General features: G+C 71.6%; 26 protein-coding genes, 2 tRNA genes and 1 pseudogene. 12 read left to right on the top strand and 17 right to left on the bottom strand.

Annotation, left to right across the window (positions count from 1 at the left end):
- The first annotated feature begins 26 nt into the window (after positions 1-26).
- A complete protein-coding gene (locus tag AMETH_RS01715; protein WP_017986303.1) occupies positions 27-308 on the top strand; it encodes an antitoxin in 282 nt (93 codons plus the stop codon).
- Positions 309-311: 3 nt separating this feature from the next.
- Here the strand turns inward: AMETH_RS01715 and AMETH_RS01720 are convergent, their stop codons facing one another.
- Both AMETH_RS01720 and AMETH_RS01725 read right to left on the bottom strand, forming a co-directional pair.
- Positions 312-1,265, bottom strand: a complete 954-nt coding sequence (locus AMETH_RS01720; RefSeq protein ID WP_017986304.1) for a prephenate dehydrogenase — start codon at positions 1,263-1,265, stop codon at positions 312-314.
- 21 nt (positions 1,266-1,286) lie between these two features.
- Positions 1,287-2,513 (bottom strand): M20 metallopeptidase family protein, encoded by a 1,227-nt coding sequence (locus tag AMETH_RS01725; protein WP_026153714.1) that lies wholly within the window; start codon positions 2,511-2,513, stop codon positions 1,287-1,289.
- A gap of 58 nt (positions 2,514-2,571) precedes the next feature.
- Here AMETH_RS01725 and AMETH_RS01730 point away from each other — a divergent pair, with 58 nt between their 5' ends.
- From AMETH_RS01730 to AMETH_RS01745, 4 genes are all read left to right on the top strand, one after another.
- The gene (locus AMETH_RS01730; RefSeq protein ID WP_017986306.1) at positions 2,572-3,054 is read left to right on the top strand and encodes a tRNA adenosine deaminase-associated protein; all 483 of its coding nucleotides are present in this window, start codon (positions 2,572-2,574) and stop codon (positions 3,052-3,054) included.
- Between the two features lies 1 nt (position 3,055).
- Positions 3,056-3,508 (top strand): nucleoside deaminase, encoded by a 453-nt coding sequence (locus AMETH_RS01735; protein WP_017986307.1) that lies wholly within the window; start codon positions 3,056-3,058, stop codon positions 3,506-3,508.
- A gap of 50 nt (positions 3,509-3,558) precedes the next feature.
- Positions 3,559-3,771, top strand: a complete 213-nt coding sequence (locus AMETH_RS01740; RefSeq protein ID WP_017986308.1) for a CsbD family protein — start codon at positions 3,559-3,561, stop codon at positions 3,769-3,771.
- 45 nt (positions 3,772-3,816) lie between these two features.
- Positions 3,817-3,903, top strand: a tRNA-Ser gene (locus AMETH_RS01745).
- A 51-nt stretch (positions 3,904-3,954) separates the two neighbouring features.
- On the opposite strand, the gene AMETH_RS01750 is transcribed toward AMETH_RS01745, so the two are convergent.
- Positions 3,955-4,440, bottom strand: coding sequence for a hypothetical protein (locus AMETH_RS01750; protein ID WP_223843034.1), 486 nt, complete (start codon positions 4,438-4,440; stop codon positions 3,955-3,957).
- A gap of 235 nt (positions 4,441-4,675) precedes the next feature.
- Here AMETH_RS01750 and AMETH_RS01755 point away from each other — a divergent pair, with 235 nt between their 5' ends.
- Positions 4,676-7,057 (top strand): endonuclease/exonuclease/phosphatase family protein, encoded by a 2,382-nt coding sequence (locus AMETH_RS01755; RefSeq protein ID WP_323806978.1) that lies wholly within the window; start codon positions 4,676-4,678, stop codon positions 7,055-7,057.
- 52 nt (positions 7,058-7,109) lie between these two features.
- On the opposite strand, the gene AMETH_RS01760 is transcribed toward AMETH_RS01755, so the two are convergent.
- Positions 7,110-7,367, bottom strand: coding sequence for a YbaB/EbfC family nucleoid-associated protein (locus AMETH_RS01760; RefSeq protein WP_017986311.1), 258 nt, complete (start codon positions 7,365-7,367; stop codon positions 7,110-7,112).
- A gap of 94 nt (positions 7,368-7,461) precedes the next feature.
- Between AMETH_RS01760 and AMETH_RS38515 the strand changes: the two genes are divergently transcribed.
- The gene (locus AMETH_RS38515; protein ID WP_017986312.1) at positions 7,462-7,629 is read left to right on the top strand and encodes a hypothetical protein; all 168 of its coding nucleotides are present in this window, start codon (positions 7,462-7,464) and stop codon (positions 7,627-7,629) included.
- 18 nt (positions 7,630-7,647) lie between these two features.
- On the opposite strand, the gene AMETH_RS01765 is transcribed toward AMETH_RS38515, so the two are convergent.
- The 9 genes from AMETH_RS01765 to AMETH_RS01805 all read right to left on the bottom strand — a co-directional run bounded on the left by AMETH_RS01765 (position 7,648) and on the right by AMETH_RS01805 (position 13,720).
- The gene (locus AMETH_RS01765; protein ID WP_017986313.1) at positions 7,648-8,004 is read right to left on the bottom strand and encodes a hypothetical protein; all 357 of its coding nucleotides are present in this window, start codon (positions 8,002-8,004) and stop codon (positions 7,648-7,650) included.
- Positions 8,001-10,724: an FtsK/SpoIIIE domain-containing protein gene (locus AMETH_RS01770; RefSeq protein ID WP_017986314.1), complete on the bottom strand. Its 2,724-nt coding sequence runs from the start codon at positions 10,722-10,724 to the stop codon at positions 8,001-8,003. The genes AMETH_RS01765 and AMETH_RS01770 overlap by 4 nt, the downstream gene beginning before the upstream one ends.
- Before the next feature lie 7 nt (positions 10,725-10,731).
- Entirely contained in the window at positions 10,732-10,980 is a 249-nt protein-coding gene (locus AMETH_RS01775) for a hypothetical protein (RefSeq protein ID WP_017986315.1), read from the bottom strand.
- Complete coding sequence (locus tag AMETH_RS01780; RefSeq protein ID WP_017986316.1) at positions 10,981-11,241, bottom strand: hypothetical protein; 261 nt, start codon at positions 11,239-11,241, stop codon at positions 10,981-10,983.
- A gap of 200 nt (positions 11,242-11,441) precedes the next feature.
- Positions 11,442-11,528 (bottom strand) — tRNA-Ser (locus AMETH_RS01785).
- Complete coding sequence (locus tag AMETH_RS01790) at positions 11,506-12,234, bottom strand: class I SAM-dependent methyltransferase (RefSeq protein WP_223843035.1); 729 nt, start codon at positions 12,232-12,234, stop codon at positions 11,506-11,508. The genes AMETH_RS01785 and AMETH_RS01790 overlap by 23 nt, the downstream gene beginning before the upstream one ends.
- Before the next feature lie 33 nt (positions 12,235-12,267).
- Entirely contained in the window at positions 12,268-12,495 is a 228-nt protein-coding gene (locus tag AMETH_RS01795) for a hypothetical protein (protein ID WP_017986317.1), read from the bottom strand.
- A gap of 45 nt (positions 12,496-12,540) precedes the next feature.
- Positions 12,541-13,305 carry an alpha/beta fold hydrolase gene (locus AMETH_RS01800; protein ID WP_017986318.1) on the bottom strand — a complete coding sequence of 255 codons (765 nt, stop codon included), beginning with the start codon at positions 13,303-13,305 and terminating at the stop codon, positions 12,541-12,543.
- 103 nt (positions 13,306-13,408) lie between these two features.
- On the bottom strand, positions 13,409-13,720 hold the full coding sequence (locus AMETH_RS01805; protein ID WP_017986319.1) for a hypothetical protein: 312 nt from the start codon (positions 13,718-13,720) through the stop codon (positions 13,409-13,411).
- Between the two features lie 124 nt (positions 13,721-13,844).
- On the opposite strand from AMETH_RS01805, the gene AMETH_RS01810 reads away from it, so the two are divergent.
- Entirely contained in the window at positions 13,845-14,573 is a 729-nt protein-coding gene (locus tag AMETH_RS01810; protein WP_167345502.1) for an amidohydrolase family protein, read from the top strand.
- Between the two features lie 222 nt (positions 14,574-14,795).
- Complete coding sequence (locus AMETH_RS01815; RefSeq protein WP_017986321.1) at positions 14,796-15,149, top strand: amidohydrolase family protein; 354 nt, start codon at positions 14,796-14,798, stop codon at positions 15,147-15,149.
- Between the two features lie 8 nt (positions 15,150-15,157).
- On the opposite strand, the gene AMETH_RS01820 is transcribed toward AMETH_RS01815, so the two are convergent.
- Positions 15,158-15,904 carry an IclR family transcriptional regulator gene (locus AMETH_RS01820; RefSeq protein WP_017986322.1) on the bottom strand — a complete coding sequence of 249 codons (747 nt, stop codon included), beginning with the start codon at positions 15,902-15,904 and terminating at the stop codon, positions 15,158-15,160.
- A gap of 302 nt (positions 15,905-16,206) precedes the next feature.
- On the opposite strand from AMETH_RS01820, the gene AMETH_RS01825 reads away from it, so the two are divergent.
- Together AMETH_RS01825 and AMETH_RS01830 are read left to right on the top strand one after the other, a co-directional pair.
- Entirely contained in the window at positions 16,207-16,566 is a 360-nt protein-coding gene (locus tag AMETH_RS01825; RefSeq protein WP_017986323.1) for an aminotransferase class III-fold pyridoxal phosphate-dependent enzyme, read from the top strand.
- A 7-nt stretch (positions 16,567-16,573) separates the two neighbouring features.
- A complete protein-coding gene (locus AMETH_RS01830; protein ID WP_156131594.1) occupies positions 16,574-17,089 on the top strand; it encodes a type III PLP-dependent enzyme domain-containing protein in 516 nt (171 codons plus the stop codon).
- Here AMETH_RS01830 and AMETH_RS01835 read toward each other — a convergent pair.
- The 3 genes from AMETH_RS01835 to AMETH_RS01845 form a co-directional block, all read right to left on the bottom strand.
- Positions 17,061-17,489: a hypothetical protein gene (locus AMETH_RS01835; protein ID WP_017986325.1), complete on the bottom strand. Its 429-nt coding sequence runs from the start codon at positions 17,487-17,489 to the stop codon at positions 17,061-17,063. The genes AMETH_RS01830 and AMETH_RS01835 overlap by 29 nt on opposite strands.
- A 271-nt stretch (positions 17,490-17,760) precedes the next feature.
- The gene (locus AMETH_RS01840) at positions 17,761-18,036 is read right to left on the bottom strand and encodes a winged helix-turn-helix domain-containing protein (protein ID WP_017986326.1); all 276 of its coding nucleotides are present in this window, start codon (positions 18,034-18,036) and stop codon (positions 17,761-17,763) included.
- Between the two features lie 199 nt (positions 18,037-18,235).
- Positions 18,236-19,930 carry a GGDEF domain-containing protein gene (locus AMETH_RS01845; RefSeq protein WP_017986327.1) on the bottom strand — a complete coding sequence of 565 codons (1,695 nt, stop codon included), beginning with the start codon at positions 19,928-19,930 and terminating at the stop codon, positions 18,236-18,238.
- Positions 19,931-20,095: 165 nt separating this feature from the next.
- Here AMETH_RS01845 and AMETH_RS01850 point away from each other — a divergent pair.
- Positions 20,096-21,396: pseudogene (locus AMETH_RS01850) on the top strand (tryptophanase); the annotation flags it as partial.
- Position 21,397 lies beyond the last annotated feature (1 nt).

Below are 21,397 nucleotides of genomic sequence, written 5' to 3' on the forward strand. Positions count from 1 at the left end.
GCCTGACCTTGGGGTTTCATGGGTTCATGGGCATCGACTTCAACGAGATCAAGAAAAAGGCGCAAGAGGCGCTCGGCCACAACGCCGGCAAGATCGAACACGGCCTGGACAAGGCGAGCGGGTTCGCCAAGTCGAAGTTCGGCCAGCACTCCAGCAAGATCGACAACGTCACGTCGAAGGCGAAGGACTTCCTGCACAAGCAGACCGGCGGCGGGCACGGCGAACCCGGCCCGCAGGGCGGCCCCGGACCGGCCGGACCCCAGACCGGACCCCAGAGTGGCCCGACCGGGCCGACCAGCCAGCCGTAACCGTTACGGCACCTCGCCGACGGCGGTGTCCTCGGTGAGGGAAGTGATGCGGCCGCCGCGCTCGCCGAGCGCACGCAGGCCGTCCCGGGCGTCCGGCGCGCCCAGCGCGACGCGGACGCCCGACAGCGTGGCCTGCCTGGCGGCCGCAAGCGCTTGCGCGCCCTCGTAGCCCGATTCGATGCTGACGGCGAGGCCGCCGGTCGAGGCCAGTGACCCGCGCAGGGCGCCCAGCCGGCCGAGGGCCTCGTCGATCACGGGCAGCAGCGCTTCGCGGTTGCCCTCGGTCATCGCGCGCACCAGCGCCGGCCGGGTGGCGGCCACCCGGGTGCCGTCGGTGTAGGAGCCGGCGGCCAGCGCCATCGCGACCGGCCCGCCGTCCGCCCCCACGGCCGCGAGCACCGCGGCCAGCAGGTGCGGCAGGTGGGAGATCCGGGCGACCGCCTCGTCGTGGGTGGCCGCGGTCAGCGGGACCACGTGCGAGCCGAGGTCGATCGCCAGCCGGGCCACCTCGGCCCACGCGCCGAGGTCGGTGTCGTCCTCGACGCACACCACCCACGCCGCGCCGCCGAACAGCGCGGCGTCGCCGGCGCGCCAGCCGGACTCGGCGGTGCCCGCCATCGGGTGCCCGCCGACGTACCGGGCGTTCGGTGCGAACGCCCGCGCGGCCGTCAGCACACCCGTCTTCACGCTGGTCACGTCCGTCAGCAGGCACGACGGCGCGCACACGGCGACCGCCCGCAGCACCTCTTCGACGGCGGTCAGCGGCACGGCCAGCACCACCAGCGCGTCCCGCTCGGCGGCGCGCCGCAGGGCGGCTTCCACGTCCGTCGAGGCGTCGAACCCGTCGGCGGCCGCCGCTTCGGCGTCAGCCGCCGAGGCCGTGGCGCCCCACACCCCGCGCCCCACCGCCGCGGCCGCGCGCAGCACCGAGCCGCCGATCAACCCGAGCCCGATCACGCATACGTCTCGCACGGGGCGTCATCCTGCCAGGGCGTCGAGGGCGAAGGCCGCGTACATCGCGACCCCCGCCGGGAAAGCGCCTTCGTCGTGGCGCACGCGGTTGGAGTGGTTGGTCGGCGCCTCCGCCGGGTCGACGTCCGGCGGGCACGCGCCGAGGAACGCGAACGCGCCCAGCACCCGTTGCAGCACGTAGGAGAAGTCCTCGGCGCCCATGATCGGGTCGGGCATCAGCTCCGCCCGGCCGAGCACGCGCTGGGCGAGGTCCAGCACCCGCAGCGCCTGGTCCGGGTCGTTCACCGTGACCGGGTAGCCGGGCTCGATGTCGACCAGCACGCGGCACCCGTGCGCCTCGCCGACCGCTTCGCACACCTTCGGCAGCTCGGCCTTCACCAGGGCGCGCGTGGACTCGGACAGTGTGCGGATCGTGCCGGCGACCTCCGCGGTCTCCGGGATGATGTTGGTCGTCGTGCCTGCTTGGATGCGGGTCACCGACACCACAGCCGGGTCGAACACGCTGACCCGCCGCGTCACCATCGTCTGCAGTGCGCCGACCATCGCCGCGGCCGCCGGCACCGGGTCGATCGCGTTGTGCGGGCTGGACCCGTGCCCGCCCTTGCCGGTGACCTGGACCGTGAACGTGTCGTTCGACGCCATCAGCGGACCGGGCCGCGTGGTGATCAGCCCGGACTCGATGTGGGACAGCAGGTGGATGCCGAAGGCCTTCTCGGCCCGCGACCCGGCAGCGTCCAGCACGCCTTCGTGGATCATGTGCCGCGCGCCGTGGTAGCCCTCCTCGCCGGGCTGGAACATGAACACGACCGACCCGGCCAGCTCGTGCCGGCGAGCCGCGAGCAGCCGCGCGGCGGAGGCGAGCATCGCGGTGTGGCCGTCGTGGCCGCACGCGTGCATGGTCCCGTCCACTTCGGAGGCGAACTCCAGCCCGGTGTCCTCCTGCAGCGGCAGCGCGTCCATGTCCCCGCGCAGCAGCACCGCGGGCCCGTCCTGCGCGCCGCGCAGCACCGCGATCAGCGCGGAGGTCGACTTCCCCTCGACGATCTCCAGCGGGAGGCCCTCCAGCGCCCGACGGACGGCGGCCTGCGTGTGCGGCAGGTGGAGGCCCTGCTCCGGCCTCCGGTGGATCTCGCGGCGCAGCGCGACGGTGGCCGGTTGCAGAGCCTCGGCCTCGGAGAGCAACGCGGCGAGCCGGGTGTCCGGCAATGGGGGCAACTCCGTGGGTCCCGTCATCTTCCGATCCTCGCAGAGCGACTGCACCGATGATCGGTCCAGGTATACGGTGTGCGCTATGTCGGTGAAGGAGCCGGTTGCGGGATTCGCGGTGGCCGTGGTCCGGGAGGACGGCAAGTGGCGCTGCAGCGCGCTCGACGCCGGCGCACTCACGGGGTTGGACGCCGCCATCACCGAGCTGGCCAAGTTGCGGTCCACGGGGGCCGTGTTCGGCCTGCTCGCGGTGGACGACGAGTTCTTCGTGATCGTGCGGCCGAGCCCACGCGGACCGTCCCTGCTGCTCTCGGATGCGGCGGCGGCGCTGGACTACGACATCGCCGCCGACGTGCTCGACGTGCTGCGGGTCGATCTGCCGGACGAGGAGGACGACTCGATCTGGCCGGAGGGCGACCTCGACATCCTCGCCGACGTCGGCCTGCCCGGGCCTGAGCTCGAGGTGATCGCGGGCGAGGTCGACCTCTACCCGGACGAGCAGCTGCAGATGATCGCGCAGCGCTGCGGGTTCGGCGGCGAGTTCACCGCGCTGCTCGACGAGATCTGACGTGTCGGACGCCGACCTGGTGTCCGTGGCGCTGGCCGCGGCGCGGGAGTCGGGGCCGGACGTGCCGATCGGCGCCGCCGTGTTCGCACCCGACGGCCGCCTGCTCGCCCGCGCCCACAACGCCCGCGAGGAGCTGGGCGACCCGACGGCGCACGCCGAGGTCATCGCGCTGCGGGAGGCGGCCCGCGAGTTCGGCGACGGCTGGCGCCTGGACGGCTGCACGCTCGCGGTGACGGTCGAGCCGTGCACGATGTGCGCCGGGGCGCTGGTGCTCGCGCGCGTGGCCCGGGTCGTGTTCGGGGCGTGGGAGCCGCGCACCGGAGCGGTCGGGTCGCTGTGGGACGTGGTGCGCGACCGGCGGCTCAACCACCGGCCCGAGGTGCGCGGCGGGGTCCTGGAGGCCGAGTGCGCCGCGCTGCTCGCCGAGTTCTTCACCGGTCACCGGGACGTGTGACGCCGCGCGAGGCGGGGTAGCCCGTCGGGGACCGCGTCGAAGGAGGGTCGATGAACGTCGTGAAGAACCGGATGACGAGCCGGTCCCGCCAGGCCAAGGGCGGGGCGCGGGAGCTGTTCGGCCGCCTCACCGGTAAGCGCCGCCACCAGAGTGCCGGCCGCGCCGAGCGGATCCGCGGTGCCGTGCGCGAGACGACGACCGAGGTGGCGGACTGGGCGGCCACCGCCGCGCGGGACGCGCAGCGCCGCTTCCGCTCCAGGTGAGGAGTGCCTGCAAGTCGCTCTTGGGCGTCTAGTAGCCTAGTCGGCGGTAGCGTGTCCGAGCGGCCGAAGGAGCACGACTCGAAATCGTGTGACGGTTGACCCCGTCCGTGGGTTCAAATCCCACCGCTACCGCCGGATCGAACGCCGGGTCTCCCCAGGGAGGCCCGGCGTTCGTCGTTTCCGCTACCGCACGTCCACCGTGATCTCGGCCGCGTTGGCGCCGTTGGCGGACAGGGTCAGGGTGGCGGTGCCGAAGGTGACGTCGAGGACCTTCGCCGTCCAGATCGGGTTCGGGCAGGCCGGCACGGGCCCGACGCCCACCGGGGTGCTCGTGAGCCGGAAGGCGGACCGCCCGTGGTGCGGGGTCTGCTGCCGTCCGCTGGTCGCCGTCACGTCGACCTCGGTGTCCTGCCCGGTGACCATGTGCCCGGCCGGGTTGACGCACTCGACCCGCGCGGTGCCGGTCGCCTCGGCGGTGACCTCGAAGGTCGTGCCGCCGAGACCGGCCACCTCACCGGTGCACTCGAACCCGGCGCCGGTGTCGCGGCAGGCCGCGGCGCCGGTGACGAAGTGGCCGTTGTCCGCCTGCGCCGGCGCGGCGAGCGCCGCGACGGCGAGCGCGCCCGCGAGGACGCCGAGCATCCGCCTCATCTGCTTGCCTTTCCGCATCGTCGGGGAGCCCAGTCTCGGTGCGCCCGGCCCCCGGCGGCGGCCCGCTCACGCGGACGGGTGGCATGGTTCGCCCGCTGGAGTGCTGCGCTCGCCTCTCCCGGCGGCGCACCGGCCCGCCTTAGGTCGTAGGCCGGCCGGACGAACCGTTACCGGTTGTTGCCGCTGAGTCTTCCCTCGTCTCACCTCATAGAGGGAAGATGCCTCGACTGTTGATCAGACGAGGGGACTCAGGGTGACGACCAGTCGAAGAATCGGCGTGCTCGCCGCTGCTGCTCTGGCGGGTGTGACCGTCGCCGCCGCGCCGGCGTCGGCGGCGAGCCCGGACGTCGTGATCGCCGAGGTCTACGGCGGCGGTGGCAACAGCGGCGCCACGCTGACCAGCGACTTCATCGAGATCGCCACGGTAGGCGGCAGTGTCGCCATGGACGGCTGGAGCGTGCAGTACCTGCCCGGATCGCCCAGCGCGTCGAGCAAGTGGCAGGTGACCGCCCTGTCCGGCTCCGTCGCGGCGGGCGGGCGGTACCTGGTCGCCGAGGCCACCGGATCGGGTGGCACGGTGTCGCTGCCCACCGCCGACGCCGCCGGATCGATCTCGATGGCCGCGGGGTCCGGCACGGTCGCCCTCGTCCACGGCACCACCCCGCTCACCTGCGTCACCGCCGCCGATTGCGCCGCCGACCCGCGGGTCCGCGACCTCGTCGGCTACGGCTCGGCGACCGTCCGCGAAGGCAGCCCGGCGCCCGCGGCGAGCAACACCACGTCGGTCGCCCGCGCCACGCTGACCGACACCGACAGCAACTCCGCCGACTTCGCGGCAGGCGCCCCGACGCCGGTCAACACCAAGGGTGAGACCACCGGCGGCGACGTGGGCGGCACCCCGGCCAAGGCCCACGACATCCAGGGCACGACCCGGCTGTCGCCCCTGGCGGGCAAGAAGGTCACCGACGTGACCGGGGTCGTCACCGCGCTGCGCACCTTCGGCTCCGCGCGCGGGTTCTGGATGACCGACCCGCAGCCCGACGCCGACCCGCGAACCAGCGAGGGCGTGCTGGTGTTCACCGGCTCGACCACGCCCGCGGTGGCCGTCGGCGACGCGGTCACCGTGTCCGGCACCGTCACCGAGTACTACCCGGACAGCCCCACCAGCTCGATCTACCAGTCCACCACCGAGATCACCGGTCCGAAGTGGACGGTCCAGTCGAGCGGCAACCCGCTGCCCGCCGCGACCGCGATCACGCCGGCCACCGTGCCCGGCACCCTCGCCCCCGAGGCAGGCGGCAACACCGAAGCCCTGCCGCTGGACCCGGCGAAGTACTCGCTGGACTTCTGGGAGTCGCACGAGGGCGAGGTCGTCAGCGTGCAGGACGTCCGGGCGGTCGGGCCGTCCACCGAGTACTACGAGCTGTACGTCACCACCAAGCCGGGGGAGAACCGGACCGACCGCGGCGGCACGATCTACACCGGCTACGACAGCCCGAACACCGGCATCCTCAAGATCGAGTCGCTGATCCCGTTCGCGCAGCGCCCGTTCCCGCAGGCGGACACCGGCGACACCCTGACCGGCCTCACCTCCGGCCCGGTCGAGTACGACAGCTTCGGCGGGTACACGCTCCAGGCCACCACTCTGGGCGAGGTGAAGGACGGCGGCATCCAGCGCGAGGTGACGCGCAAGCAGTCGCCGAGCGAGCTGGCCGTGGCCACCTACAACGTCGAGAACCTGTCCGCCGTGGACGACCAGGCCAAGTTCGACCAGCTGGCGCGTGGCATCGTGGACAACCTGGCGTCGCCGGACATCGTGACCCTGGAGGAGATCCAGGACAACAACGGCCCCGAGGGCGAAGGCGACGGCGTGGTGGCCGCCGACCAGACGCTGAAGCGGTTCACCGACTCGATCGCCGCCGCGGGCGGGCCGCGCTACGAGTGGCGGCAGATCGACCCGCAGGACCTCACCGACGGCGGCGAGCCGGGCGGCAACATCCGCGTCGGGTTCCTGTTCAACCCGCGCCGGTTGTCCTTCGTGGACCGTCCGGGCGGTGACGCGACCACGGCGGTGTCCGTGGTGCAGGAGCGCGGCAAGCCGCACCTGTCGGTGTCGCCGGGGCGCGTGGACCCGGGCAACCCGGCGTGGGCGAGCAGCCGCAAGCCGCTGGCCGGGGAGTTCGTCTTCCACGGCCACACGGTGTTCGTGATCGCCAACCACTTCAACTCGAAGGGGGGCGACCAGCCGACGCACGGCCGCTACCAGCCGCCGGCGCGGAGTTCGGAGGTGCAGCGCGGGCAGCAGGCGCAGGTGCTGCGCGGGTTCGTCGACCAGCTGCTGAAGGCGGATCCCTTGGCGGACGTCATCGTGGCCGGTGACCTGAACGACTACCAGTTCTCGCCCGCGCTGAAGACGCTTACCGCGGGCGGCGCGCTGACCGACCAGATCGACCGGCTGCCGTCCGACGAGCGGTACAGCTACGTATACGAGGGCAACTCGCAGGTGCTGGACCACATCCTGACCTCGCGGGCGCTGCGGTGGGTCGACTACGACGTGGTGCACATCAACGCCGAGTTCGCCGAGCAGGCGAGCGACCACGACCCGCAGATCATCCGGTACCGCCCGACCCTCTGACGCCTGGGCCGCCGTCGCCCGCCCGTTCTTCGGATTTCCCGGGCGGCGGCGGTCAGCGGTGCAGCTGGCGGGCGCGGCGTTGAGCGGCGCGGGCGGCCTGCAGCATCGCCTCGGCCAGGTCCGACGGCTTCACGTGTTCGAAGAGGGCGGAGTTGATCGCGACTTCGAGGACCTCCCCGTTGCCGGCGACCCCCACCTCGACCAGCCCCCAGTCGTCCTGCGCGGTGACGACCTGCTGGGCGGCCTGCCGTCGCCGGGCGGCCGGACGCTCCTCCACGCCCTCGGACTGGGTGGTCAGCTCGCGGTTCACCGGATCCTCTTCCTCTCACCTGGCTGCTACGACGTGACCGACTCCCCACCGGTTCCGTGGGGAACCAACCACAGGCGCGCAACGTCCCAAGATCATGAACTGGGTACGCGCGACCGTTGACCACCTCTCCCGCCGCGAGGTCTCACCCGCGGTGCCCGCGACCCTGCGCAGCGACCTGAGCTGGGCGAGGGCGTACGTCCGCCGCGAAATGCCGAAGCTGGACACCCTGGAGCCGGAGAGCTGGCTCCGCCCCGCGAACTAGTCGCGGCCGCCGGCCGAATCAGCGCCGCGCGCGCCAACCGAGCGACAGCACCGCGTCCACCAGTTCCTGGTAGGTCTCCTTGACCTCACGCAGGTACAGGTCCAGCCGCCCGGCGTAGGCGTGCGGCGCGGGCGCCGGGTCGGCCCCGACCTCCAGCCACGAAAGCCTGCTGACGTTGTCCTGCGCCATCCGCCACCAGTGTTGCGCGCCCTGCACCGTGCGGGCCTCGCGCTCCTTCGCCTCCGCCACGGCGGCCTCCGCGGCCGCGATCTCGGCGTCCAGCTCCTCGGCCCGGCGCCGCTCCCACGCCCGCAGCTCCTCGGCCGCCTTGCCGGCCAGCCCGACGATCTGCTTGTACTCCATCGCCGCGTTCATGCCTGGTGCTCCGGCCGGTCGAAGGGGATCATCACCTCGGGCGAGACGTGCGTGCTTCGGTCGAAGAACAGCGCCCGGCCCGGCCGCGGCGACCAGTGCACGACCTGCCCGGCCGCGAACTGGCTCAGCTCCGCGCCCTGCACGTCCAGCGCCGCCCACGCGCCGATGTCGTCGGTGCCTGCGAACCCGAGCGTGTCCTTCAGCCGCGCCGTGCTGCGCCACCACCCGATGGTGTGAGTGCCCTTTCCGGGGCCCTGCTTGAGAACCACCCGGAAGTGGTCCAGCCCGCTCTTGAGCTGACCGGGTTGCTTCTGCTCCAGGATCGGCAGCGCCGCGTCGACGCCGTACAGCAGCAGGATCCGAGCGTGCTCGGGCGGCTCCTCGGCGAGCTTGGCCATGTGCTCGCCCAGCTCGACGTCGCTCAACCGCACCACGCGGTGCCCGTCCGACTCCAGCCCGTCGGCCAGCTCGCCGACCGCGGACGCGCACCGGTCGACGAGGCACGCCACCAGGAACTCCACCTCGTGCGGCGGGTACTGCTTCGCCAGCGACCGGGCGGCCGCGTCCATGATGGACAGTGCCTCGGCGATCGCGGTGCCCATGATCGCCAGGTTGCGGCCGGGCGCCCCGGTCAGCTCCACCGCGCACGCCGTGTCGTCGACGTCGATCGACTGGCCCAGCAGCGCCCGCGGCGGCCCGCCCGGGGTGAGCCCGGCGAACGCGGCCGAGTGCTCCAGCACCGGCGAGTGCGCGCCGTCGAACAGCCGCGGCCGCTGGTGCTCCTGGGCGTAGCGCTCCCACAGTTCCCGTTGCAGCGACGAGAAGATGTCCTTGCTGCTGGCGTCCGGCACGTGCGCGAGCTGGTTGCCGTGCGCGACCCCGGAGTCGTGGTTGACCACCGCGTGCCACTTCGGGGCGGCGACGGCCGCGTTGTTGGTCTCGGCCAGCACGCGCCGCGCCTTGGGCATGGCGATGCGCAGCGTGCACTGCTCGAACACCGCGGGCTTGCCCCAGAACGCGTCGATGCCCGCGATGTCCTGGCTCGCCAGGATCAGGTGGATGCCCTGGGCGCGGCCACGGCGGGCGATGTCCTCCAGCAGCGCGGTCGCCTGGTTGGTGACGCCGTCGCGGCCCGCGAACAGGTACTGGAACTCGTCGATCACCGCGACGATCCGCGGCCAGTGCCCATCCGGGTCCTGCTGGCGCAGCCCCGCCAGGTCGGTGACCTCGTGCTCCTTGGCGGCCGCCGACCGGCGGCGCAGCTCGTCGGCGAGGAACCGCAGCAACGCCAGGCCGAACTCGCGGTCGGTGTTGACGTTGACCCCGATCAGGCGCGCGTGCGGCAGCCAGCTCGCGTCCCGGCGGCCCGGCGCGAGCCCGGCGAAGGACACGCCCTCCTTGAAGTCCAGCAGGTACAGCGCGAGCTCGTCCGGCGGGTAGCGCGCGGCGAGGCTGCCGAGCAGGGCGTAGAGGAAGTTCGTCTTGCCCGAGCCGCTCGGGCCGCCGATCAGCGCGTGCGGGCTGGCGTCGCCGATGACGACCTCGACCGGATCGCCCTCGAAGAACCCGACCGGCGCCCGCAGTTCACGCGCGGAGTTCTCCTGGCCCAGCTCGGCGGGCAGCAGGTCGCGGAACGACCGCGGCCCGCCCTGCTTCTCCACGATCGCGTCGGCCAGCCTGCTCGCCGCGGCGCTGACCTCGGCCGACGGGACCGGCGGGTCCAGGTCGACGACGAGGTTGGGCCCGGTCATGCTGGTTGCCGCGTGGTGCTCGTCGAGCATCCGGATGTTCTCGAACGCGCCGCCGAGGATCGTCGGGATGTCGACGGTGATCAGCGAGATCCCGGCGGCCAGCGCGGCGCCGGCGATGCGCTTGAGCTCCCGCAGCGGTTCCGGCGCCCACGTCTCGCCGTTGCCGAACAACACGACGATCCGCCACGGCTCGACGCGCTGCCCGAGCTGGTCGCGCAGGCCGCGCAGCGACGTGTGGCCGGCCTGCATGGTGTGCGCGTGGATGCGGCGGATGTGCCCGGTCACCTCGTCGAGCAGCACGCCGAGCTGGTCCGGGTCGTACAGCGTCACGGCGGACGTGCGGGACAGCGGGTACAGGCTCGGCAGCACGGCGGTCAGCTGCGCGACGTCCCACAGGTGGATCCGCACCGAGCCCAGCTCCATCGTGCTGAGCACGCGCAGCAGCAGACCCTCGATGAGCGATTCGACGGCCGCCCGGCCGCGGACGGCCGTGGTGATCGCCAGGTGCGAGTCGTCCAGCAGCGGCACCATCACCGGGAACGGGCCGGAGTCATCCATTGTGGACGAGCCGATGCGCCACAGCGGCGGCGGTTTCAGCGGCTCCCGGCCCGGACGGCCGAGCCACGCGCTGGGCGGCAGGCTCGCCGGCCCCGGCGCGACGCGCGCGACCAGGTCCCGCAGCCGCGCGGGCACCGTCGCCGCGTCGGTGTAGAACGCGGCGTGCTGCGCGTTGAGCTTGTCCCGCACCCCCGCCATCACCGGGCTGCGGAGCGCGGCGGTGAGCTCCTCGTCCCCGGCCGCGTTGTCGATGCCGACGCGCACGATCTGCTGTTCCAGCTGGAGCCGGGCCAGCTCGGTCTCGGCGATCTGGCGGCCCGCCTGCGCGGCGCCGAGCACCATGCCGAGCTTCTCGCGCATGGTGCCCAGGGCCGTCACGACCCGACGTTTCTGCTCGTTGGCCTTCGCCATCGCGCGCCTACAGCCGGGCCAGGTAGGTGTTCACCAGATCGTCGGCGGCGCGCAGCCGGTCGGCGTCCTTACCGAGCCGGTCGACCGCCGCCGCCAGCTCCGGCGGCACCCACGCGTCGGCCTGTTCATGGGCGTTCACGATCACTTCGCGCGCTTCGTCCAACAGCTCCACCGCACGGTTGGTGTGTTCGCTTGCCTCGGCCAGTTTCGCACGGAACGCGGTCAGCTGCGCCTGCAGTTCGGGGAGCGAGAACATCTAGAGGCGGGCGGCGTACGACTCGGCCGACGACACCGCGGCCTGGATCGTGTTCTGCTGACCGCTGATGCCCTGCAACGCCTCGGCGAGCATGCTGTTCGCCTGGGTCACCTCCGGCTGCGTGCTTCCCGAGGTGACCTGGCCCAGGATCTGCTGGGCCTCCTCGAGTGCCTGAGCGGCCTGCTGGAGGGCTGCGACGCTGGCGTTGCACTTCTCGTTCGCCATCGCGATCCCAGCGCGGATCTCTTCCACTCCGGCCATAGTGACGCGGGTTCTCCTCGAGCTAGCGGTTAGTACGGCCGCGTGCGCGGCCTGTCAACAAACTATCGGTAGAGCGGACCGGAGCATGAGCCTGGTCACTGGTGCATCCGGGTGAAGCGCGGAGCCGGTTCACACGGCCGTGTGCGCCCTCGAACGCAAAACGCCGGGCCCCTGTGGGGTGCCCGGCGTCGTGCGAAGAGCGGAGGATACGGGATTCGAACCCGTGAGGGCTGTTACACCCAACACGATTTCCAATCGTGCGCCTTAGGCCGCTCGGCCAATCCTCCGCTGAGAAGGGTACAGCAGGCCTTGACGCGCTCCGCCTAGACCCGCTTCTGGCAGGTGTCGGCCCCGTAGACCCGGCCGGTGAAGTGCGCGTCCAGGACCTCGAACCCGGCGGCCTCCAGCATCGGCTCGAGCAGCCACCGGAAGGTGCTGTGCTCGGTCCGCACGTGTTCGGCCAGGCCGTCGGGTGTAGCCGGTCGCGGGATCGGTGGCCGCGTGGCCGAACCAGTCCCGCAGGACCGTTTCCGTCTCACCCGGCTGGAAGTCGTAGATCAGGTCCCGCAGCCGGAGCAGCCCGCCCGGCCGGAGCATCCCGGCGATGCGGTGCAGCGCGATCGCCTTCCAGAAGTCCGGCAGCTGGTGCAGCGCGTGCCGCGTGAACACCGCGTCCGCCGGCTCGCCCCGGTGCTCGTAGCTGAGGAACCCGGCCTGGACGCACTCGACGTTCGGCAGCCCGGCGGACCGGATCACGGCGAGCATCGCCGGTGACACGTCGACCGCCTTCACCCGGTCGAACCGCTTCGCGGCGGCGATGGCGAAGCGGCCGGTGCCCGCCCCCAGGTCGACGACGGTGCGGCCGTCCAGCAGGGCGAGGTCCTCCGACGGGTCCGGCCGGCCCTGCTTGCGGTCGAAACCGGCGACGAAGCCGGGGTCGAGGTGTTCGGGCCCGGCATGGGCGAGCTCGTCGAGCATGCACGGTCCGGTCATGCTCCGATTGTGTCGGCCGTGGCCAGCGGTTTTTCAGGCCGCTTCGGGCGGGGCGGCGAGGATCTCGCGGCCTGCCTCGGTCAGCCGCACGCCCACCCGCTGGCCCGGCAGGCCGGGCCGCGACGGGCACACGAACCCGGCGTGCGCGAGCAGGTGGGCCGTGACCTGGTCGCAGCAGGGGACGCCGTCGATGAACAGGTCCGGCTCCGAGCTGCACGTCATCTCCGCGCGGCAGGCGCTCACCGCACGCAGCATCGCCATCGCGCGGCGGGAGAGGGTTTCGTCGTTGTTCCATCGTCGCCCCCGTCAGGCCGACCGGGTGAATGTCTCCCCGTCGTCGTCCGGAGCGGCGACGGGCGCGGACAGCGCGCAGATCTCCTCCACGACCTGGCGGTGCGCGGCGAGCGCCAGGTGACCGACCCCGGGCAGCACCACGTTGCGGACGTCGAGGTCGGGGTGTTCGATCCGGCCGTGGCGGCTGGGCAGCACCAGCTCGTCGCCGTCGCTGGAGAACGTGACGAACTTCGTCGCGCAGTCCGGCGCCGGCCGGTCCAGCTCGGCCAGCAGGTCGCTGCCCGGGCGCAGCTGGCGCGCCAACGGGATCGGCGAGAACAACCAGGCCGCGACGGTGCCGCCGTGCGGCGTGCCGACGGTGACCACGGTGTCGACCCGCTCGTGCCCGCCGAGCCGCTGCACGTAGTACCGGGCGATGAGGCCGCCAAGGCTGTGCCCGACCAGGTCGAGCTTCGCGGCGCCGGTGACCTCGCACAGCTGTTCGATCTGCTCGGCCAGCCGCGCGGCGGCGGACCGGACGTCCCGCAGGAGCAGGCTGTAGCTGAACGAGACGACCGGCCCGGCGCCGCAGCGGTCGAGCGCGAGCTTCAGGTCGGTGAAGATCGCGGTGTTGTCGGCCAGGCCGGGCAGCACCACCAGCGGGCGGCCCGGCACCGGCGCCGGCGCATTCCGGCGGACGGGGTGGATCGCCCAGCGCCGGCCGATGCCCGCCGGGTACCGGACCGCGTGCGTCACCACACTCGCGATCTCACCCGCGATCGTACGCAGAACCGTCATCGCACACCTCCACGCCGAGGTGGTCGTTCCCTTGCTGCGAGGTTAGCCGTGGGTACCGACTTTTTCGTTTCGCCGCCCCGGTATCGGTTTCGTTTCGAACCGATCAGTGGAACAGCGCGAGCTTCCCGGCGACCTCGCGGGCGGCCGCGAGCAGGGTGCGCACGGTGCCCAGGTAGGTCTTGGCTTCCGAGGGCAGGATGTGACTGTCCCGGCTGGTGGGCATGTCCAGTTCCCCCGCCCGCTGGCGGAGCAGCTCGACCTGCGAGAACTGGTGCCCGAACTGGGCCGCCACGGCTGTGCCGACCACCTGCTCCGGCGCGGACAGCGCGGGACGCAGGCCCTGCCGGGCGAGCAGGCCGGAGCCGATCAGCTGCGCGGCCTTGGCCGGCAGCAGGAACGCCGAGTCCGGCGACACCTCCGCGAGCCGCTCGGCCGAGGAGATGTGCCTGGCCGCGAGGTCCAGGAACGGCTGGCCGTTGGCGGCGGGCCCGCCGACGAGGTCGAGGTGCCCCGGCCCGCATCAGCTGGATGACGACGTCGTGCCCGTTGAGGCCGTCGCGAGGTCTCGGCGAGATGCATTCGAGGAGTTCATCACCGGGATCGGTTTCCCCCGGCAGCGCGTTTGGTGGGATGACCCGTCGGGATTTGCTGAGGCTGTCACCGCGAGCGGGCCGCTGATGAACATCGTGCCGCTCGTCGGGCACGGTGCGTTGCGATTAGCGCGCACGGGATTGGCTGATGTCCATCTCGACCGGGCGGACCTGGAACGGCTGGCGGCGAGCTTGGGCAAATCGCTCGAGCTAGGCGCATTCGGTATGTCGTCCGGCCTCACTTACGTCCCCTCGAAGTTCGCAAGACCCGAGGAACTCGTGCGTCTGGGCCGGGTGCTGGCCGAGCACGGTGCCATGTACACGACCCATGCCAGGGCGACTCCCGGGACGGAGCCGTTCGGGGAGGCGATAGCCGTTTGCCGGGCTACCGGCGTGAAGCTGCAATTCTCGCACGTGGCTCTGAACGACCCCAAGATGTGGAAACGGGCACCGGAGGTGGTCGCGCGGTTTCACGCGGCGGCGGACCGCGGGCTCGACGTCCGCTACGACGTGTATCCCTACCACGCTTCGGCATCGGCCCTCACGCAGTATTTGCCAGGGTGGTTGCGGGAGTCGGGGGAGACGGGCATTCGTGAACAGCTGTCATCGGGGCGCCTGTACGACCGGGCACCTCGCGAGCTGTCGCGGGGCCTCTTCGGCGCTATCCCCTGGGACTAAACCGTGTGGTGTTCTCGTTCGTGGATTCCGGGCGGCCGGAACTGGCGGGCCGGAGCGTGGCGCAGGCGGCAGAGGCCCTCGATACGGGCCCTGAGGAACTGTGTCTCGACCCCTGTGCCCGGTACGGCAACCGGGTTCAGGTCGCCTCTTTTAACGCGACGAAGCCGACGTCGAGTTCTTTCTCGCGGATCCGCTGTCGATCGTGGGTAGCGACGGCGTGCGATGACCGGGGACGCGCCGGGAAAACCGCACCCGCGCAACTTCGGTGCGCACGCACGTCTCATCGAACGCTACGTCCGCGCGCGGTCCGTGGTGGACCTCCCCACTGCCGTGCACAAGAGCACCCTGGCCGCGGCGGAGCGGCTCGGCCTGATCGACCGCGGCCGCATCGCGGCAGGCGCGAAGGCGGACATCGCGGTGCTGGACCTGGCCGCGGTCAGGGAGAGGGCGACCTGGGCCGATCCGTGCCGCTACGCGAAGGGCGTGCGGCACGTCTGGATCAACGGCCGGCAGGGTGTGGCTGACGGGCGGACAACCGGTGCCCGTGCTGGCCGGTTCCTGCTTCGCGGCCGGTGATCGCGTGGTCAGGACTTCCGCGCTTCCAAGTCTGCGGAGACGGGGTTGGTCGCGATTTCCGCCGCCATGTCGATCAGGGTCTTGGCGACCTTCTTCACGTCCTGCATGGTGAAGCGGGAAGCCGGCCCGCTGACGCTGATCGCCGCGGGGAGGTGGGTGGCCAGGAGTGGCGCGGCGACGCACCGGCCGTCGATCTCGTTCTCGCCGTTGTCGACGGCGTATCCGACGCGCCGGACCTTCGCCAGTTCGTCCAGGTAGTCGTCGATCGAGGTGATCGTGTTGGCGGTCCGTGCGGGCAGGCCGGTGTTCTCCAGCAGCTGCCGGAGCCGGTCCTCGGGCAGGTGGGCCGCGATCGCCTTGCCGAGGGCGGTGCTGTGCAGGTAGTCGTGATCGCCGCGGGCCGCCGCCAGCCGGACGCCCCGGCGGCTTTCGACGATCTCGATGTAGATGATGCGGTCGCCGTCGAGGAGGCCGAGGTTCGCCGTCTCACCGAACTCGTCGCGCAGGCTCTCGAGCGTCGGCCGTGCCCGCTCGCGCAGGATCTCCAGGTGCCGTGACTGCATACCGACGAACCCGAGGCCCAGCCGGAACAGACCGTGTTCCTCGTCCCGCTCGACGTACCTGTGGTTCTCGAGCGTCCAGAGGTACCGGAACGCCGAGGACTTCGGCAGGCCCGTCGTCTGGGCGACCTCGTTGAGGGTGATCCCGTCGACGGACTCCTGCAGCAGGTTGAGGATCAGGCAAACCCGTTCCACCGCGCGGACGGAGTAATCGCGCTCCTCTCCCGACGGGCTGTCTTCAGGGTCTTGTTTCCGGCCGCGAGCCACGGCTCCTCCTCGTTTCGGCGGGCGATGTCGAGGTTTCAGATCTTAGTCGGGTTCGAATTCGCTTGTCGGGGGGCCACGCGTGGTGGCGGGACGGTGGAGAACGCCCCTTGACGCTGGGCGCGGTCAGTCCTACCGTGGGTGAAAGATAAACTGTAAGTTTCACTCAATAAAACGGTGCCGGAGCTGATTCTCGACCGGGCCCGGCCGCAGGAGGGATTCGTCGATGTCCAGTGACTCTGCTCGGCCAAGGCCCCAACTTCCTGGGCCACGCCCCGGAACAGGTCGTCGACGCCGTCGCGGAAGCGTGCCCGGGTGGGGTGATCTACGGCGGACAGCACGAGCTCGAGGTGCGCGCGTCCGAATTGGTGTGCCGTGCGCTCGGCTGGGCCGACATGGTCCGCTTCGGCGTGTCCGGGACGGAATCCGTGCAGGGTGCACTCCGGCTCGCTCGCGGCGCGACGGGACGGACCAAGGTCGTCCGCGCACTGGCTGGGCGCGAAAGCCTGATGAGCCGGCTCGGCACCGGGGAGGTGAACCACTCGGGCGGGGCTGGCGGACCGGGTGCTGGCGCGGCATGCCGTGGCCGGTGAGTTCGTCGTGACCGCCGGGGGCGCGCAGTACCCCGAACTGGTCGCCGCCGAGCTGGACCGGAGCTGGCGGACCGGCCGTCCGATCCGCGTCGTCCTGCGGAGTGGGTGCTACGTCACGCACGACGCGCTGGGCTACGAGCAGTACCGGCGGCTGCTGGCGACGGAGTACTCCGTGATGCCGTTGCGGTCCAGCCTGGAACTGTGGTCGCGGGTGCTGTCCACACCGGAACCGGATCTGGCCATTGTGGACTCCGGCAAGCGGGACGCCGGGATGAACTCCGGATTTCCGGTTCCGCTGCACCGGATCCGTCGTGGCGGGACGTCCCTGGAGGCGCCGCCTCCCGGCGAGGTGGTGGCGATGAACGACCAGCACGCCTACTTCCGCGGCGAGAACGATCTCGCGGTCGGCGACCGCATCGGGTTCGGCAACTCGCACCCGTGCGCGACGTGGGACAAATGGCGGGTGGTGCCGATCGTCGACGATGGGTACGCGCTCACCGGGGTCGCGCAAACCCTGTTCTGACGCCTAATCCTCGTCCTGGCTCCGCGGTGATGCGGTCGGCGCCGGGGAGGGCGAAGTCCAGCGGGGAGGCCCGGCAGGCGGCCAGGCGCGCGTTCGGCGACAGGATCCGCAGCGCGCTCGCGATCAACGCGGCGCCGGGGCCATGCCCGCGCCACGGCTCGGTCAGTTCGATGCGCCTCAGGATCACCATGCGCGGCGGGCCCTGGCTGATGCGCGCGTCCAGCTCGGGGTGCAGCTTGCCCTGGTCCGGGTCGGTCACCGTTTCCGCGATGAACTCCAGCGCCCATTCGCCGAGCACGACCGAATCCAGCAGATTCCGTTCCTTGGTCAGATCGGCGATGACGAGCGCGATGTCGCCGACGTGCCGGAGCTCGTCCGGGCAGACGTCGAGTTCCGACACCTCCGCTCTGGCGTCCCATTGTTCCGGCTGCTCGTCCTCGTCGTCGATCTGCCACCAGAAAATCGCCGGTGTTTCAGCTCGAGTTCGATCGACAGAGGGTTCGCCGGCAGATCAGGAACCGCGACCCCTCTTCGGCGTCATGCGAATGCTGATGCACGCGCAACGCACTCTAGATGACGGCGGCGGGAAATGCTGCCGGGGTGGGATGAGCGGAAGCCGTCCTTTTCCGGTATGGTGCGCGATTTCCGCACGGACAACGGTTGAAAGGCGTTCACGAATCCCCCCGGTTAGCGCTTCTGCGGGCCTCGTCGGCGATGAAGGTGCCCTTTGAGCGGATGGTGAACACCAGGCCGCGCTCGCGGAGGATCTGGGTTGCGTGGCGCGCCGTGCCGAGTGACACGCCGTACTCGGTGGCCAGCCGTCGTTCCGCCGGCAGTGGCGTGTTCGGGCGCAGTTCACCGGCCTCGATGCGGGCCTCCAGGTGGTCCGCCATCATCTCGTAGATGTAACCCGGCTTCGCGGTGGGATCGAACTCTGGGACGGTCACGGGAGGAAGGTAGAACGGCGTTAAAAGGGGCGGATTTCACGGTTGCTCCAAGATGCGCCTGTGCGCGCTATGACGGGGTTGATCACGAAGACGCCTGCACTGTCACCCTACCGGGTGGCGAAATGCGAAATGGTTGCCGAATTCGTCGGTTGTTCACTGTCGTCACCCGAGCGGGTTAGTCAGAACGGGCGCACAATTCTCAGCGGACTTGATTCGGGACGCGCAATGAGTCGTGGCCCTGTCCACGCAGTATCTCGAAACGGTCCGTGCCGGGCCAGCTGTTCACCCAGCTCGACCCCGGCACGTCCTTCGCGCGCTTCTTCAGCGGCGCCAGCAGCCGGGAAACCTCGCGATAGGACTTCGCCGCCGTGCCGGCGCACACGACCGTGGCCAGCGAGACCGTGACCGACAGGTGCTCGGCCGTCCACGGGGTGCCCAGCAGGGTGTCCGCGACGGCCGGAATCTCGTCGATGCCGCAGGCGATCAGGAAGTCGTCGCCGCCGACGTGGCTAACCGTGACGCTGCGCAGCTTCGCCGCCAGGTCCGTCAGCGTCCGCCCCAGCGCCCGGATCAGGTCGTCGCCAGCCGCGAAGCCCACCGTGTCGTTGATGCGCTTGAACGAGTCCACGTCCAGCCAAGCCACGACGAGCGGCGTCCCCGCGGCGATCCGGCGGTCCACCTCGCGCGCGACGGTGTCACTGCCCGGCAGCCGGGTCAGCGGGTTCAGCGCGGCCGCCTCCTCGATCTTCGCCTCGGCCATCGCGCGCACGATCTCGGTCACGAACACCACGCCGAGGCACTCGCCGTCCGCGCCGACCACGATGATGTCGTCCCCGGTGCGGGTCAGGTCGGCGTCGGCGACCAGGTCGAGCAGCTCCAGCGCGCCCGCGCCGGTGCGGATGGTGCGCGGCGGGTCGGCCAGCCGCGCGGCCGCCTTGTTCGCGTGCAGCGCGTGCCCGTACGGGCCGGTCAGGTCCAGCAGGAACCGGGCCCGGTCGATCGACCACCGCGGCCGTCCGGCCCGGTCGATCCCCACGATCCCGCTCGGCGCGTCGTGGTCCAGCAGCACCCGCCGGACCTCGTCGCACGTCGCGTCGTCGGGCAGCGTTGTCGCGGGATGCCGGAAGTCGTCCACGCGCGGCGCCGCCGCCCTGGTCAGCGGCACCGGCGCCACGGGCTCCGGCGGCGCCGTGACCAGGCCGGCGGGCATCGCGTTGGCGCGGGCCGGGGCGAACAGGTTGCCCTGCACGATCCGCACCCCCAGCCGCCGCACGGCCGACAGCTGCTCCTCGGCCTCGATCCCGGTCGCCACCAGCCGGATGCCGGTCCGGGAGGTGAAGTGCACGAGCGACTCGACCAGCGCGACCGCCGCGGTCTCGCCGGGCAGCCGCCGCAGCGTCGTGCGGTCGAGTTTGACCAGGCCGACACCGGCCTCGGCGAGCAGGTTCAGTGGCAAATCGCCCGACCCGAGCCCGTCGAAGGCGAGACGGAAGCCCAGCTCGGCGAACCGCTCCAGGCCGGCGAGCAGCGCCTTCGGCGAGACGCCGTGGAACGGCGCGCCGATCTCCAGCACGATCTCACGTGGACGGCGCCCGGTGCGCCCGAGCGATTCGAGCAGCGGGTCCAGCACCAGCTGTGGCGCCGCGGCCGACAGCGCGGTCAGGTTCAGGTGCAGGGGGAGCAGGGTCTCGTGGGTGGCCTCGGAGAGGACCGCCTGCGCGGCGAGGCCGGCGTCGACGTGGACCAGCCGTCCGCGGCGCTGGGCGGCGCGCAGGAGGTCGTGGATCCGTCCGGTGGCCGGCCGGGCGAGGGCTTCGACACCGACGACGCCGCCGGTGTTCAGGCTGTAGAGCGGTTGAAAGGCGAAGCCTACGTCGTCGGCCGCTGCTTCCACACGTGAATCCTCCGCCGTCGCCGGGCCGGGCGGCCCGTTCGCGCGCCGATTATGTCCCAGCTCACCACGGGACGCGAACTGGCCCCTACCGCCGCGCCCGGCGGTCACTCCAGGCTGGTCTGGTTGTCCGAACTGACCAGCGAGGAGCCGTACGTGCCGCCCTTCATGGAGCCGTTCCGGATCAAGGCGGTCGAACCGATCCCGTTCCCCACGGCGGAGGAGCGCCGCGACGCACTCGTGGCGGCCGGCTGGAACCTCTTCCGTGTGCCCGCCCGTGCGATCACCATCGACCTGCTGACCGATTCCGGCACGGCGGCGATGTCGGCCGCGCAGTGGTCCGCGCTCATGCGCGGCGACGAGTCCTACGCCGGTGCGCGTTCGTCCGAGCGGTTCGAGGCCGTCGTGCGGGACCTGACCGGCTACGGCGAGGTCCTGCCGGTCCACCAGGGACGCGCGGCCGAGCGGATCCTGCTCGGCCTGCTGCTGCGGCCCGGCGACATCTCGGTCAGCAACACGCACTTCGACAGCACGCGCGCCAGCGTGGAAGCGGCCGGCGCGTAGGCGGTCGACCTGCCGGTGCCGGTCGCGCCGGGGGAGCTGAACCCCTTCGGCGGCGACCTGGACACCGGCAGGCTGCGGGATCTGCTGCGCGCCTCGGCCGACCGCGTGAAGTGCGTCGTCCTCACCATCACCAACAACGCGGGCGGCGGGCAGCCGGTCTCGGTGCGCAACGTCAAAGAGGTGCGCCAGTTCTGCGACGCCCACGGCGTTCCGCTGTACCTGGACGCGTCGCGCTTCGCCGAGAACGCGTACCTGGTGACCGAACGCGAGGACGGCTACGGCCACCTGTCGCCGCGTGAGGTGGCCCGCGTCGTGTTCGAGCTCGCGGACGGCTGCTGGGCCAGCCTCAAGAAGGACGGCATGGCCAACATCGGCGGGCTCATCGCGTTCGAGGGGTTCCCGACCTACGGCGGGCTCGTCGGGCGCGATCTGGAGGTGCTCGCGGAGGGGCTGCTGGAGGTCGTCGAACCGGACTACCTGCGGTACCGCGCCGAGTGCGCGCGCTGGTTCGGCGAGCAGCTGAGCCTGGCCGGCCCGCCGGTGCTGCAGCCGACCGGCTGCCACGCGGTGTACGTGGACGCGGGGCGATGCTGCTGCACATCCCGCCGCAGCAGCTGCCCGCCACCGCCTTCGCCAACGCGCTCTGCCTGGCGGGCGGGGTGCGGGTGACCGAGCTGGGGACGCTCGTCTTCGGCAGGCGCGACCCCGACGGCGGGCCGGACGTGCCCGCGCCGCGCGAGCTGGTGCGGTTCACGCTGCCGCGCCGGGTCTACACCATGAGCCACCTCGAACACGTCGTCGACGTGGCCGAGGGCGTCTGGTCGAAGGCGGACCAGCTGACCGGCTACCGCATCGTCGAGCAGGGGGATGCCCTTCGACAGTTCACGGCGGAGGTGTATGGGCTGC

It is taken from the genome of Amycolatopsis methanolica 239, assembly GCF_000739085.1.
GTDB lineage: Bacteria > Actinomycetota > Actinomycetes > Mycobacteriales > Pseudonocardiaceae > Amycolatopsis_E > Amycolatopsis_E methanolica.

Coding starts and splice junctions, on each gene's coding strand:
- AMETH_RS01790 (WP_223843035.1), bottom strand. CDS start 12,234: ATGACCGGACCGTGCATGCTCGACGAGCTCGCCCATGCCGGGCCCGAA.
- AMETH_RS01765 (WP_017986313.1), bottom strand. CDS start 8,004: ATGAACGCGGCGATGGAGTACAAGCAGATCGTCGGGCTGGCCGGCAAG.
- AMETH_RS01730 (WP_017986306.1), top strand. CDS start 2,572: ATGTCGGTGAAGGAGCCGGTTGCGGGATTCGCGGTGGCCGTGGTCCGG.
- AMETH_RS01715 (WP_017986303.1), top strand. CDS start 27: ATGGGCATCGACTTCAACGAGATCAAGAAAAAGGCGCAAGAGGCGCTC.
- AMETH_RS01750 (WP_223843034.1), bottom strand. CDS start 4,440: ATGCGGAAAGGCAAGCAGATGAGGCGGATGCTCGGCGTCCTCGCGGGC.
- AMETH_RS38515 (WP_017986312.1), top strand. CDS start 7,462: ATGAACTGGGTACGCGCGACCGTTGACCACCTCTCCCGCCGCGAGGTC.
- AMETH_RS01775 (WP_017986315.1), bottom strand. CDS start 10,980: ATGTTCTCGCTCCCCGAACTGCAGGCGCAGCTGACCGCGTTCCGTGCG.
- AMETH_RS01740 (WP_017986308.1), top strand. CDS start 3,559: ATGAACGTCGTGAAGAACCGGATGACGAGCCGGTCCCGCCAGGCCAAG.
- AMETH_RS01780 (WP_017986316.1), bottom strand. CDS start 11,241: ATGGCCGGAGTGGAAGAGATCCGCGCTGGGATCGCGATGGCGAACGAG.
- AMETH_RS01795 (WP_017986317.1), bottom strand. CDS start 12,495: ATGGCGATGCTGCGTGCGGTGAGCGCCTGCCGCGCGGAGATGACGTGC.
- AMETH_RS01815 (WP_017986321.1), top strand. CDS start 14,796: ATGACCGGGGACGCGCCGGGAAAACCGCACCCGCGCAACTTCGGTGCG.
- AMETH_RS01800 (WP_017986318.1), bottom strand. CDS start 13,305: ATGACGGTTCTGCGTACGATCGCGGGTGAGATCGCGAGTGTGGTGACG.
- AMETH_RS01725 (WP_026153714.1), bottom strand. CDS start 2,513: ATGACGGGACCCACGGAGTTGCCCCCATTGCCGGACACCCGGCTCGCC.
- AMETH_RS01770 (WP_017986314.1), bottom strand. CDS start 10,724: ATGGCGAAGGCCAACGAGCAGAAACGTCGGGTCGTGACGGCCCTGGGC.